Annotated in this window: 10 protein-coding genes and 1 riboswitch; of the genes, 1 reads left to right on the top strand and 9 read right to left on the bottom strand. The window is 63.3% G+C overall.

Annotated elements, in window-relative coordinates; translation table 11 throughout:
* Position 1: 1 nt before the first annotated feature.
* On the bottom strand, positions 2 to 454 hold the full coding sequence (locus tag ACX3P1_RS05350; RefSeq protein ID WP_459078511.1) for a MaoC family dehydratase: 453 nt from the start codon (positions 452 to 454) through the stop codon (positions 2 to 4).
* Between the two features lie 155 nt (positions 455 to 609).
* Between ACX3P1_RS05350 and ACX3P1_RS05345 the strand changes: the two genes are divergently transcribed.
* Positions 610 to 1,734: a DUF2336 domain-containing protein gene (locus tag ACX3P1_RS05345; RefSeq protein WP_459078568.1), complete on the top strand. Its 1,125-nt coding sequence runs from the start codon at positions 610 to 612 to the stop codon at positions 1,732 to 1,734.
* Here ACX3P1_RS05345 and ACX3P1_RS05340 read toward each other — a convergent pair.
* From ACX3P1_RS05340 to ACX3P1_RS05305, 8 genes are all read right to left on the bottom strand, one after another.
* Positions 1,731 to 3,779 (bottom strand): FUSC family protein, encoded by a 2,049-nt coding sequence (locus ACX3P1_RS05340; RefSeq protein ID WP_459078510.1) that lies wholly within the window; start codon positions 3,777 to 3,779, stop codon positions 1,731 to 1,733. The two genes, ACX3P1_RS05345 and ACX3P1_RS05340, sit on opposite strands and share 4 nt — an antisense overlap.
* A 103-nt stretch (positions 3,780 to 3,882) precedes the next feature.
* Positions 3,883 to 5,955 (bottom strand): DNA topoisomerase IV subunit B, encoded by a 2,073-nt coding sequence (gene parE / locus ACX3P1_RS05335; protein WP_459078509.1) that lies wholly within the window; start codon positions 5,953 to 5,955, stop codon positions 3,883 to 3,885.
* A 118-nt stretch (positions 5,956 to 6,073) separates the two neighbouring features.
* Entirely contained in the window at positions 6,074 to 6,712 is a 639-nt protein-coding gene (locus tag ACX3P1_RS05330) for a YoaK family protein (RefSeq protein ID WP_459078508.1), read from the bottom strand.
* 60 nt (positions 6,713 to 6,772) lie between these two features.
* On the bottom strand, positions 6,773 to 9,583 hold the full coding sequence (gene gcvP / locus ACX3P1_RS05325; protein WP_459078507.1) for an aminomethyl-transferring glycine dehydrogenase: 2,811 nt from the start codon (positions 9,581 to 9,583) through the stop codon (positions 6,773 to 6,775).
* 14 nt (positions 9,584 to 9,597) lie between these two features.
* Positions 9,598 to 9,966 carry a glycine cleavage system protein GcvH gene (gene gcvH, locus ACX3P1_RS05320; protein WP_459078506.1) on the bottom strand — a complete coding sequence of 123 codons (369 nt, stop codon included), beginning with the start codon at positions 9,964 to 9,966 and terminating at the stop codon, positions 9,598 to 9,600.
* A gap of 5 nt (positions 9,967 to 9,971) precedes the next feature.
* On the bottom strand, positions 9,972 to 11,072 hold the full coding sequence (gene gcvT, locus ACX3P1_RS05315; protein ID WP_459078505.1) for a glycine cleavage system aminomethyltransferase GcvT: 1,101 nt from the start codon (positions 11,070 to 11,072) through the stop codon (positions 9,972 to 9,974).
* 155 nt (positions 11,073 to 11,227) lie between these two features.
* A riboswitch (glycine riboswitch) is annotated at positions 11,228 to 11,314 on the bottom strand.
* A gap of 134 nt (positions 11,315 to 11,448) precedes the next feature.
* Complete coding sequence (locus tag ACX3P1_RS05310; RefSeq protein ID WP_459078504.1) at positions 11,449 to 11,916, bottom strand: helix-turn-helix domain-containing protein; 468 nt, start codon at positions 11,914 to 11,916, stop codon at positions 11,449 to 11,451.
* Positions 11,917 to 12,010: 94 nt separating this feature from the next.
* Complete coding sequence (locus tag ACX3P1_RS05305; protein ID WP_459078503.1) at positions 12,011 to 12,802, bottom strand: molybdopterin-binding protein; 792 nt, start codon at positions 12,800 to 12,802, stop codon at positions 12,011 to 12,013.
* Position 12,803 lies beyond the last annotated feature (1 nt).

The following is a 12,803-nucleotide window of genomic DNA, read 5'->3' as shown; positions in this document are numbered from 1 at the left end:
GTCAGGCCGGCTTCTTCAGCATCATCGCCTGCCGGATGCACGTGGCGACCAGAACGTCGTGCTGGTTGTAGGCGCGGTGCTCGAATTCGACGATGCCCCGGTCCGGCTTCGATTTCGATTCGCGTGACGAAACCACGGTCGTCTCGACGCGGATGGTGTCGCCATGGAAGACCGGATGCGGGAACACGGTTTCCTTCATGCCGAGATTGGCGACCGTTGTGCCGACCGTGATGTCGTTGACCGAGATGCCGATCATCAGGCCGAGCGTGAACAGCGAATTGACCAGCGGCTTGCCCCATTCGGATTTGGCGGCGAAGTCGAAGTCGATATGCAGCGGCTGCGGGTTCAGCGTCATCACCGAAAACAGCATGTTGTCGCTTTCGGTCACCGTCTTGCGCAGCGTGTGCCGGAAGACGTGGCCGACGTGGAACTCTTCGAGGTATAGGCCGGCCATGTTCGATCTCCTGACCTGATTTTGATAAGCACTGGATGCGATGCCCGCAAGCGTCGACGCAGGCCAAGTTCTTAACGAACAAGGTGAACCGTTTGTAAATGTTTTCGCCCTACCGTTCCAAGGCCAGGGTTTGGCGGGGCGGTAAGCGGGCAGGCATGGTTGTTGTTTCGCATTTTCTCAAATGGATAGGAACGGCGCGGGTTGCCGAGCGCATGGCTGCGGCCACGGCGCTTGCGCATGCCTATATCGACGTCGATCTTCAGTTCGAGGACCGTTGTGCTGCGGAAGCAGCGCTTACGCTGCTGCTCGACGATCCGTCGTCGAAAGTGCGGCTGGCGATGGCCGAAGCGCTGTCGATGAGCCGTCACGCGCCGATCCAGGTCATTGCCGCCCTTGCTTCCGACCAGCCTGAAGTCGCCGGGCTTGTGCTGGCGCGTTCGCCGCTGCTCAGCGACGCCGATCTCATCGATCGCGTCGCTACAGGCCAGCGGGCGACGCAAGGCCTGATTGCAGATCGGCCGGTGGTTTCCATGGCGCTTGCCGCCGCCATTGCCGAGATCGGTGAACCCGAGGCCTGTGCGATCCTTCTGGGCAATAGCGGTGCCGAAATCGCCTCGCTCAGCTTTCGCCGCATGGCCGAGCGGCACGGGCATATTCCGTCCGTGCGGGAAGCGCTGATCGCCGATCGCCGCCTTCCGGCGGATTGTCGGCACATGCTGCTGGTCAAACTGGGCGAGACGCTGAGAGGTTCGCCGCTGGTCGTGGCGCTGATGGGCGCGGCGCGGGCCGAGCGCGTGACGCGCGATGCCTGCGTGAAGGCGTCCCTTACCCTGATCGAGGGTATTCGCACCGAAGAGCATGCGGCGCTGATCGAGCATCTGCGCTTGCGCGGCGATCTTACCGCCAGTTTCATCATCCGCACCATCGCGCATGGCAAGGTCGACTTCTTCGGTTCGGCGCTGGTTGCGCTCACCCGCCAGTCGGAACAGCGGGTGAGGGCCTTGCTGGCCTCGGGGCACGACGTGGCGCTGCATGCGCTGTTTCGCAGCGCCGGGCTTGCCGCGGCAACCCACTCGATCCTGTTGCGCGCGCTGAAAATCTGGCGAGAGGTTGCCAATGGCAGGCGTCTGGCAGGCGTGCAGGAAGTGACCTGGCTAATGCTGAAGGAACTGGGCGGACAGGCGGCGCAAGGCGATCTGGCGGGACTGGTCAAGTCGATCCATCTCGACGCGTTGCGCGAGAACGCCCGTGAACACGCTTTGGCGATAGCCGCCGCTTAAGTTTTGCCACTGAAGAATTCGGGATAGCTTTCGGCAGCGGCGGCGATGACGCGCATCGAAGCGGCTGCCCGCAAGGCCGATGCATCGTCGCCTTCAGCCGCGACTGTAGCGGCGTTTTCCCGTGTTCTGGCGATGGTCTGCGCCCATGTCTGCGTGGATTCGGGAGCAAGAAACTCGGCCGCCAGGTCCTTCAGGAAATTCGTTACCGCATTCGTGGTCCGCGCAGACATGCCGCCGGCCTTCAGTGCGTGGCGCAGCTTGAGGATTTCCAGGCCGATGGCGACCGTCATGATGCTGCCGCCGAGAAAGGCGTCACCTCTGCGGCCCAGCATCCGCATCAACGGCATCAGTTGGTTCGCCCTGTCATAGGCGAGAGCCTCGAACGCCGATCGCCGTGGAATTCGCTCATGCAGGCAAAGCCGCGCCAGATCCTCGCGCATTGCCTTTGCGACGCGGTTCGCGGTTTCCCATGGGCTTGCCGGCAAGACGACCTTGAAGACACCAATGGCCAGAAGGATGCCGATCAGGATGGAAACCGAGCCGCCCAGGAATTCCGCGGGATTATAGACCATGACCTTCTGCGGGCTGAGGAAGGCCAGGAAATTGATGGCGAAGGCGGTAGCCACACCCACCATGCGCGGATTGGCCATTGCCAGAGCCGCCGGCATGAGGACCGGAACGACGAAGACGATGAACCATCCGAAGCCCGGAAAGGCCGGCAGCAGGAGTTGCCCGACAACATAGGCGAAGGGCAAGGCAAGCAGCGTTCCCTTGAAGAAGCCCCAGGCCACCTGCACGGGCGAGGGCCGCGGTGCGAACAGGCTGGCCACGACGGCGACGATGATGACGACGCCGACCGCTTCCGCCCATTGGGTTGCCAGCCAGAAGGCCGCCACCAGCATCGTGGCGACCGTGGCGCGCACGGCATTGCGCCACGCCGCATGATGGTCGCGGTGGATGACAAGGGCTGGCTGGCGGCGCTCGCGCACGCGGTCGGCCGCCGGCGCGGTCAACGCTTTCAAGCCAAGCAGCACCTCCTTCAGCGCGTCGGCGAATTCGGCCGCGATGGTCAGCCGGGTAAGCGTGCCGACGGTGCGGGCGTCTGCGCCGGCCTTGGATGCCTCGCTGGAGATTGCGGTCAGGCGCGCGACCCATGGGCCGACGTCGTCCAGCGCGTCGGCTTTGGTGGCCATATCCCTGACAACGGCCTCCAGGTCGCGCCGTGCCGGTGCCAATGCCACGTTTTGCGGCGCGCTATGGGCGTGCAGCAGGCGGGCCGCCGAGAGCGCCGACAGCAAGAAGCCGATGGTGCGCCGGACAGGATGCGCCCGCGTCGTCAGGCTGGCGGCTTCCAGCCTCGCATAGGTCCGCATCTCACCGAGCGACTGAGCGTCAGCCACCAGATTTCGATGCAACGTCTTCAGTTTTGCCACATCCCCGTCGCCAAAGGCGCCGCTGGCATAGGCCGCAAGATCGAGGATGCAGCGCTCGAGTTTCGACCGGATTGCGTCCCTTGCCAGTTGCGGCAACAACAGCCGGCTCGTCACGCCCGCACAGACGATGCCGACTATGATTTCGGCGCAACGTGCTGTTGCGAGTTCCATGACCAGGTGCGGATGACCCAAGGCAGGCAAGCCGATGATCGTGGCCGTATAGCCCGCGAGCGCCGCGCCATACGCTTCAGGATTGCGTAAAATGGACGAGACATAGGTGCAGCATCCGATCCACAAGGAAAGCACCCCGATAAACACCCACGGACTGCCGCCAAGGACGGAAGCGAGACCGATACCCGCGAGCGCCCCGGCAAGCGTGCCCAGCAAGCGGAAAAAGCCCTTGGCCAGCACCATGCCCGCCACAGGCTGGGCAACGATGAACACCGTCATCATCGCCCATTGCGGGTGTTCGAGGTTCAGGGCGTAGGCGGCCAGCAAGGCGACAAGCCCGGCCATGGTTGTGCGCAGCGCGAAAATCCAGTCGCTGCGCGTCGGCCGGGGCAGGGCGCCCGACCATGCCGCGACATGTTTCTTGATCCACGTCCAGATCACGCCAGTTCCCGCATGCGACAAGCCATGACCCAAGGCGTAGCATCCTGACGGGCGACGGGAACCCTCTTTTCGGAAAATTTTGCTTGAACGGGCTCGCGACTGCTCAGATGTCGAGCGCGTCGGCGGTCGCGAATTCGGCGCGCTCCTGAATGAAGCGGAAACGCGCTTCCGGTTTCGTGCCCATCAGCGCGTCGATGGCGTCCTTGGTCTCTTTTTCGGTATCGATCACGTCGACGCGAAGCAGCGTGCGCTTTTTCGGGTCCATGGTCGTTTCCTTGAGCTGCGCCGCCATCATCTCGCCAAGCCCCTTGAACCGGCCAAGCTCGATCTTGCCGCGCCCGCTAAACTCGGTGCGCAGCAATTCGTCCTTGTGCGCGTCGTCGCGGGCGTAGGCGACCTTGCCGCCCTGCCGGATCGAGTAGAGCGGCGGCACCGCCATATAGAGGTGGCCGCCATGCACCAGCGCCGGCATCTCCTGATAGAAGAAGGTGATGAGCAGCGAGGCGATATGCGCACCGTCGACGTCGGCATCGGTCATGATTATGACGCGGTCGTAGCGCAAATCCTCGTCGCGGTATTTGGAGCGCGTGCCGCAGCCGAGCGCCTGGATCAGGTCGGAAATCTGCTGGTTGGCGGTCAGTTTGTCATGGCCGGCGCTGGCGACGTTGAGGATTTTTCCACGCAAGGGCAGCACGGCCTGGCTGGCGCGGTCGCGCGCCTGTTTGGCGGAGCCGCCAGCCGAATCGCCCTCGACGATGAACAGTTCGGCACCTGCCGCCGCGTTTTGCGTGCAGTCGGCCAGCTTTCCGGGCAGGCGCAATTTGCGCACCGCGCTCTTGCGCGACACTTCCTTTTCCTGGCGTCGGCGAACGCGCTCGTCGGCGCGCGCGATCACCCAGTCGAGCAGCTTCGAGGCTTCCTGCGGGTTCGCGGCGAGCCAGAGGTCGAAGGGGTCGCGGATGGCGTTTTCGACGATGCGCACCGCTTCGATGGTTGCCAGCCGATCCTTGGTCTGGCCAACGAATTCCGGCTCCCGGATGAACACGGACAACATGCCGGCAGCCGAGATCATCACGTCTTCCGAGGAAACGATCGATGCGCGCTTGTTGCCGACCAGATCGGCATAGGCGCGCAGGCCCCGCGTCAGCACGTTGCGGAAGCCGGCTTCGTGCGTGCCGCCTTCGCCGGTCGGGATGGTGTTGCAGTACGAGTTGAGGAAACCGTCGCCGCCGAACCAGGTCACCGCCCATTCGATCGAGCCGTGGCCGCCCTGCTTGTCGCTTTTACCGGCAAAGATTTCGCGGGTGACCTGGAAATCGTCGCCAAGCGAAGAACCGAGATAATCCTTGAGACCGCCGGGGAAATGGAACACCGCCTTGGGCGGCGTCTCGTCCTTTTCCTTGATGAGCGACGGGTCGCAGGTCCAGCGGATTTCGACGCCGCCGAACAGATAGGCCTTTGAGCGCGTCATGCGGTAAAGCCGCGCCGGCTCGAACGCCGCGCCCTTGCCGAAAATCTGTTCGTCGGGGTGGAAGCGGATCTTGGTGCCGCGCCGGTTGTGCACGTCGCCCAGTTTTTCGAGTTCGCTGACGGCAATGCCGCGCGAAAAGCGCTGGCGGTAGAGTTGGCGGCCGCGCGCGACCTCGACTTCGAGGTGATCCGACAGCGCGTTGACGACCGAGACGCCGACGCCGTGCAGGCCGCCGGACGTCTCATAGACCTTCGAATCGAACTTGCCGCCCGAATGCAGCGTCGTCATGATGACTTCGAGCGCCGGCTTGTTGTATTTCTTGTGCATGTCGACGGGGATGCCGCGACCGTTGTCGGTGACCGACAGGAAGCCGTCGGCCGACAATTCCACTTCGATGAAGGTGGCGTGGCCGGCGACCGCCTCGTCCATCGAGTTGTCGATGACTTCGGCGAACAGATGGTGCATCGCCTTGTCGTCGGTGCCACCGATATACATGCCGGGGCGACGCCGCACAGGCTCCAGGCCTTCAAGCACCTCGATGTCGGCTGCGCTATAGCTTTCGCTGCCGTCCGGCACAGGGGCGGTCCGCTTCGTCGCAGATTTCTGCAACGCCAGCACCATCGGGTCCAGAGGCCGCGAGGGTATGCGGGGCGATGCTTGCGGCTGCTTGTCGAGGCTGCCGAATAGGTCGTTAGCGTCATCCATGCCGGTCAATTTTCCAGTGCCGCGAATCACCGCGAATAGTGCCATGCTTTTGCAGAGCGGAGATAAAGCAGGTTCCGGTTCTGTTCAAGTTTCCGCACGTTTTTCGGGCTGGTTGCGCTCAAACGTGGCGCAGAACCCGATCATGGACGAAACTCAAGCCCAGAAGCGCCGCTGCCGGCAACCATAACGCCTGCAAGCCGAGATAGGGATAGATCGTCGCGCCGCAGATCGCACCGCTGACCAGACCGAACCATAGCAGGAGATAGGGTGCCCAGGTCCAGCGCGGGCCTCCGGTGAGGGCATTGGCGACGCGCTGCCCGAGCTTCACCAGCGTGCCGGTCATATAGGTGACGCCGACGCTCACTTCGCCGTCGCGCTGGAACATGGTGTTCATCGCGCCCATGGCAATCGGCGTCATCAGGATCGCCAGTTGTTCATGTCCCGTCGCGGCGAAGGTAGCGGCAAGCGCCAGCAGGACCGCAAGCGAGACCAGCATGCGCCGGCCATGGTCGCCTTTGAAACGCGCGGTAAGGAGTGTCCCGCCGATGACACCGACGAGGAACAGGCCCATCAGCGAGATGGGCAACAGGCCGTCCGAAAGATGTTCGGAAAGGCTAACCGCCATGCGCGTGGAATTGCCGCTCATGAACGAGACGAAATAGCCGCCGAGGTGAATGAAGCCGAGCGCATCGACGAAGCCCGCCACGAACGACAGGCTGGCCGCAAAGAGGCGAAGTGTCTTGCTCAATCGGATCATGACGGAATCATCACGGCGCGCCCCTCGACGCGCCGTCTTACGTTGCCTTCTGCTTTATTGCTATTCTGCCGCGCCGAGATAGTCCGTCAAGGGCGGGCACGAGCAGATAAGGTTGCGATCGCCAGCAACATTGTCGATGCGCGAGACCGGCGGCCAGTACTTGGCGGCGGTGTCGGCGTTGCCGGCGGGGAAGGCCGCTTCAAGACGCGAATAGGGATGCGTCCAGTCGCCGCTCAGCGCCTCGGCTGCGGTATGCGGGGCGTTGACCAGCGGGTTGTCGGCCAGCGGCCATTCGCCCTTGCGCACCTTTTCCGCCTCGCCGGCTATGGCGATCATCGCCTCGCAGAAGCGGTCGAGTTCGCGTTTGGGTTCGGATTCGGTCGGCTCCACCATCAGCGTGCCGGCCACCGGAAACGACATGGTCGGTGCATGGAAACCGTAGTCGATCAAGCGCTTGGCGATGTCCTCGACGCCGATGCCCGCACTTTCCTTGAGCACGCGGGTATCGAGGATGCATTCATGCGCAACGCGCCCGCTGCGGCCCTTGTAGAGCACCGGAAAATACGCTTCGAGGCGACTGGCCATGTAATTGGCCGACAGGATTGCGGTTTCGGTCGCCTGCTTCAGGCCCGACGCGCCCATCATGCGGATATACATCCAGGTGATCGGCAGGATCGAGGCGCTGCCGAAGGGAGCCGCCGAAACCGCACGCGCGGTGCCTTCGGCGATGTGACCCGGCAAATAGGGTTTCAGGTGCGCCTTGACGCCGATAGGCCCGACGCCGGGGCCACCGCCGCCATGCGGGATGCAGAACGTCTTGTGCAGGTTCATGTGGCAGACGTCGGCGCCGATGTCGCCGGGCCGTGCCAGGCCGACGAGTGCGTTGAGGTTGGCGCCGTCGAAATAAACCTGCCCGCCATGCGCATGGATGATCGTGCAGATGTCGCGCGCGCCTTCCTCGAACACGCCATGCGTGGACGGGTAGGTGAACATCAATGCGGCCAGGTCGCCGGCGTGCTCGTCGGCCTTGGCCCTCAAATCGTCCATGTCGATATTGCCATCTTCGGTGCAGCGCACGACGACGACGTGCATGCCGGCCATGGCCGCACTGGCCGGGTTGGTGCCATGCGCGGAGGACGGAATCAGGCAGACGGTGCGGTGGCCTTCGCCGCGCGAGCGGTGGTAGCCGCGAATGGCGAGCAGGCCGGAAAACTCGCCCTGGCTGCCGGCGTTCGGCTGCAAGGTCACGGCGTCGAAGCCGGTGATCTCGGCCAGCCAGCCGCCAAGCTGGTCGATCATGGCGCGATAGCCGACCGAATGCGCCCTGGGGGCAAAGGGATGCAGATTGGCGACGCTCGGCCAGCTTACCGGCATCATCTCGGCGGCGGCGTTGAGCTTCATGGTGCAGGAGCCGAGCGGGATCATGGCGCGGTCAAGTGCCAGATCCTTGTCGGCAAGCCGGCGCAGGAAGCGCATCATCTCGGTTTCCGAGCGGTTTTCATAAAAGACCGGCTGCGTCAGGAATTCTTTCCCGCGCGGCTTTCCGGGCATCGTAGCGCTCGAAGCGGCTCCCACCTTGGCCCCGAACAGGGCGGCAATGGCCTCCAGATCGGCTTCGGTCGAGGTTTCGTCGAAGGCGATGCTGACGCGGTCCTTATCGATGACGCGCAGCAGACGGCCCGATTTTTCGGCGGCATCGGCGATCGCGTTCGCCTTGCCCCTGGTTTCGACGGTCACCGTGTCGAAACGGCGCGATCCATCGACGCCAAGGCCTGCCGTTTTCAAGCCGGCTGCAAGGCGGTTGGCGAGCGCGTGAATACGACCGGCGATGGCCTGCAGGCCGGATGGGCCGTGCCAGATGGCGTAAGCTGCCGCCATATTGGCGAGTAGCGCCTGCGCGGTGCAGATGTTGGACGTGGCCTTGTCGCGGCGGATGTGCTGTTCACGCGTCTGCAAGGCGAGGCGGTAGCCGGGGCGGCCCATGCTGTCGACGGACTGGCCAACGAGGCGGCCGGGCATCAGCCGGGTCAGCTTTTCGGATACGGCGCAATAGGCGGCGTGCGGGCCGCCAAAGCCCATCGGCACGCCAAAGCGCTGCATCGGGCCGACCGCGATGTCGGCACCAAGCTTCGCCGGCGCATCGGTGAGGGTGAGGCCGAGCGGATCGGCAATGAAGACGACCAGCGCGCCGGCGGCGCGGGCCTTTTCGATGGCCGCCTTGTGATCGCCATAGACGCCGAACGTATCCGGCCACGACACCAGCAGGGCTGCCGTGTTTTCGTCGATGGTCTCGCCGTCGATCTCGATGTTGAGTGGTTCCGCGCGGGTGTGCAGCACATCCAGCGTCTGCGGATGCGGCGTGCCGGCGAGAGCGATCTTGCTGCGCTTGTCGCGATGGTGGCGAACGGCGATGCCGACGGCTTCGGCCACGGCGGTCGCCTCGTCAAGCAGGGAGGCGGATGCAACCGGCAGGCCGGTCAGTTCCGTCACCAGCGTCTGGAAATGGAACAGCAATTCCAGCCGGCCTTGGCTGATCTCGGCCTGGTAGGGCGTATAGGCGGTGTACCATGCGGGGTTTTCAAAAAGGTTGCGCTGGATGACCGGCGGCACATCGACACCGTGATAGCCCGCGCCGATGAAGCTTTTCAGGACTGTATTGCGGCCCAGAATGGCCGACAGTTCCGCCAGGGCTTCGGCTTCGCTGGCTGGTGCCGGCAGGTCGAGCGGGCGGTCCAGCCGGATCGACTTCGGTACGGCCTGCGAGATCAGCGTCTCCAGGGAGGGAACGCCAAGCGTTGCCAGCATGGCGCGGGTGCCGGTCAGGCTCGGGCCGATGTGGCGGGCGGAAAATGGATGCGGTGCCGTGGTCATTCGTTGGCTTCCTATCAACCGATATGGGCTTTGTAGGCGGCTTCGTCCATAAGGCCGTCGAGTTGGCTTTCATCGGCAAGCCGCATCTTCCACAGCCAGCCGTCACCGGCGGGGGCCGAATTCACCAGGGCGGGATCGGCGGAAAGAGCGTCATTGGCTTCCGTGATTTCGCCGTCGACGGGCGCATAGACGTCCGACGCTGCCTTGACCGATTCGACCACCACGGCCGTGTCGCCCTTTGCGAGCGTCTTGCCCGCTTCCGGCACTTCGACGAACACGATGTCGCCAAGCTGTTCCTGCGCATAGTCGGTGATGCCGATGGTGGCGACGCCGGCCTCGACGCGCAGCCATTCATGGTCTTCGGTGAAATAGGTCCTGAGCATGGAATTCATCCTTTGCGATAGCGATGAGGCGTGAAGGGCAAAGCGTGGATTGCAATGGGAATTTTGGTGCCGCGCACGTCGGCGAAAAGTTTCGTGCCGGGCGTGGCCAGCGCGGCGGTGACATAGCCCATGGCGACCGGAAAACCCGCCGAGGGGCCGAAGCCGCCGGAGGTGACGCGGCCGGCGGGATTGCCGTCTGCGTCGAACAGTTGCGTGCCGGCGCGGACCGGCTGGCGGCCCTCGGGCTTGAGGCCGACGCGCTTTTCAACGGCGCCGCGCGCAATTGCCTCGCGCAGGGCGTCCGCCCCGACGAAGCTTCCCGAAGCGCGGATGTCCTTCGGGATCGCCCACATCAGCCCGGCATCGACGGGGTTGGTTTCGGGCGTGATATCCTGGCCGTGCAGGCAAAGGCCGGCTTCCAGCCGCAGGCTATCGCGCGCGGCAAGGCCAACCCATTGCACGCGCTCGTCTTCAAACAGTTTTGCCAGCAATTCGCGCGCATCCGCTTCCGGCAGGCCGACCTCGAAACCGTCTTCGCCGGTGTAGCCGGAGCGGGTCAGGAACCAGTCCTTTTTCGGCTCGACGCCGTTCATGAACACAAGGGAACCGGTCTCTATGCCGACTTTAGCCAGCGCGGATGCGGCTTCCGGTCCCTGTATGGCGAGGAAGATGCGGTCGAGTGCATCGATGGTGACGTTCAGGCCCTTGGCGAGATCACGCAGATGCGCCTCGTCGGCGGCGGCATTGCCGGCGTTGGCGACGACCATGAAACGGTCCTGCGCCAGCCGCGTGACGATGACGTCATCGGAAACGCCGGCCTGCTCGTTGAGAAGGAGCGTATATTTGGAGTGCGAAACCGCCAGCGCGCCGGCGTCGAGCGGGCAGGCGTGGTCGATGAGGGCGATGGCGTCCGCACCGCTGACCTCGAACAGCTTCATATGCGAGATGTCGAAAATGCCGACATGCTCGCGGGCATGAAGATGCTCCTTCATGACGCCGGCCGGATAGGTCAGCGGCATGGACCAGCCGGCGAATGCGCCGAATTTGGCACCAGCTTGCCTGTGCAAGTCTTCCAGGGGGAGGTGTCTTGTGTCATCGCCCGTCATGTCGTCTCCAGAAAAAAGCACACAGTTGACCGCAAACGGCGGTCGGTCGGTGCCCCTCTGTCTGAAGCCTGAGAGACTCGCGCAGCCGAAATTCCAGCGGCTGCGCTTACACCTTCGGCGCGGAGGTTTTCAGGCCTCCGACTTTCCAGAGTGTCTTCCCGTTAACGGTTCTTTTGCCTGAGAGATTTCGGGCGATTTCCCCTTCGGCGGCAGCTTTCGCTGCTCTCTCCCGCAAACGGCAGGGCTCGCAAAAGCCCTCGACACGGACTCCATAGCCGAGCGGCGACGCTTTGTCACCTAGCTGCGACACGCAATCCCGTAATTGTTGTCGGACCCAAAATTGTTGTCAGGCCGATAATTTGGCGCAAATGGAAATTCAGCGCATGCCGGAGCCGGCCAAGCGATCCAGGTCACCCTGAATCCTGCCGATGAGCTGGCCGGTTTCCAGATGCAGAGATTTCAGCTTTGCCAGTTGTTCGCCGACGGTTTCGGCGGTGTCGACGGGTTCTATCGGGCCGATGCCGATGCCGTGAAGCAGCCAGGACAGGCTGACGCCGAGCAGGCCGGAAAGTTTTGCCAAACGGTGGGAGCCGGGCTGTGACCGGTCGGTTTCCCATGCCTGGATCGTGGAGGTTTTGACGCCCAGCCGCCAGGCCAGATCTTTTGTACTTAGCCCGATGGTATCGCGGGCTCGCGAGAAACGCCCGCCGAACGTATCCATATCCGGCGTTTGTTCAAAAATATTCGTGGTGTCGGACACCCGATACACCTCCTTTTGATGATTTATTGGGGTTGTGTCGCCAGTCGTCACGACCCGGTAAACATGACGGCATGCGCCCATCATCGCAAGGTTCAGATGCAGGATTTGTCGTAAGCTATTGATATCGCTGAAATGTAATTTCAGTCAGGCGGGCTCATCAGGCCGTGGGCGAAAAAAATCAGATGCCGCCGTACCAATCATAGCCATTGTCTTCCCAATAACCGCCGCGACCTCCGCCGATATGGGCGAAACCGTCGATCAGCTCGATCTTGTGGACGTATTTGGGCATCTTGTAGCCAAGCTGGCGCTCGACACGGACCCGCAAGGGCGCGCCGTTTTCCACCGGCAGCGGCTTGCCGTTGAGGCCGTAGGCAAGGATCGTTTGCGGATGGCGGGCGTCGATCAGGTCGATCGAGCCGTAATATTTGATGTCGCCGGAAAGACCCTGGTCGATCGTATCCAGGCAATGAAACAGGACGTAGCGTGCCTGCGGCTTGACCACGGCCTGATCCAGCACCAGCGAAAGCGGCGTGCCGGTCCATTTGGCGATGCAACTCCAGCCCTCGACGCAATCGTGCCGGGTGATCTGGGTGCGGCTTGGCATGGCGATAAGCTGGTCGCGGGTCAGCGACAGCGGCTTTTCCACAAGGCCGGTTACTTCCAGCCGCCAATCGGCGAAATTATTGGCGAGCAGGTTCTTGTAGGTATCGTCGCCCGGCGCGGTAATGCCGTTCGGCCGCATCGGCTGGCGGATGTCGGCTTCGGCAAACTCCTTCGCGAGCGAATCGCGCCCGGCAAGCAGGCGCTGCGCCTTGTGCGTCAGGTCGTTGGCGCTTTCCAGGAAGGTACGCAGCCCGTCGCCCATGCCAAGCTGGCTGTCGAAGGCGTCGCAGCCCGATAGGGCCACGCTCGTCAGGCCAAGACTGGACGCGGTGAGGAATTTCCGGCGGCTTATTTCAATTTTCGCCATG

The sequence above is a fragment of the Mesorhizobium sp. A623 genome, from assembly GCF_054489405.1.
The sequence above is the reverse complement of the archived record's forward strand: the minus strand, read 5'-3'. Positions and strand labels throughout refer to the sequence as shown.

Bases quoted from the DNA above. Each gene is read 5' to 3' on its own strand.
- ACX3P1_RS05305 (WP_459078503.1), bottom strand. From the start codon at position 12,802: ATGGCGAAAATTGAAATAAGCCGCCGGAAATTCCTCACCGCGTCCAGT.
- ACX3P1_RS05310 (WP_459078504.1), bottom strand. From the start codon at position 11,916: ATGATGGGCGCATGCCGTCATGTTTACCGGGTCGTGACGACTGGCGAC.
- gcvP (WP_459078507.1), bottom strand. From the start codon at position 9,583: ATGACCACGGCACCGCATCCATTTTCCGCCCGCCACATCGGCCCGAGC.
- ACX3P1_RS05350 (WP_459078511.1), bottom strand. From the start codon at position 454: ATGGCCGGCCTATACCTCGAAGAGTTCCACGTCGGCCACGTCTTCCGG.
- parE (WP_459078509.1), bottom strand. From the start codon at position 5,955: ATGGATGACGCTAACGACCTATTCGGCAGCCTCGACAAGCAGCCGCAA.
- gcvH (WP_459078506.1), bottom strand. From the start codon at position 9,966: ATGCTCAGGACCTATTTCACCGAAGACCATGAATGGCTGCGCGTCGAG.
- ACX3P1_RS05345 (WP_459078568.1), top strand. From the start codon at position 610: ATGGTTGTTGTTTCGCATTTTCTCAAATGGATAGGAACGGCGCGGGTT.
- ACX3P1_RS05330 (WP_459078508.1), bottom strand. From the start codon at position 6,712: ATGATCCGATTGAGCAAGACACTTCGCCTCTTTGCGGCCAGCCTGTCG.
- gcvT (WP_459078505.1), bottom strand. From the start codon at position 11,072: ATGACGGGCGATGACACAAGACACCTCCCCCTGGAAGACTTGCACAGG.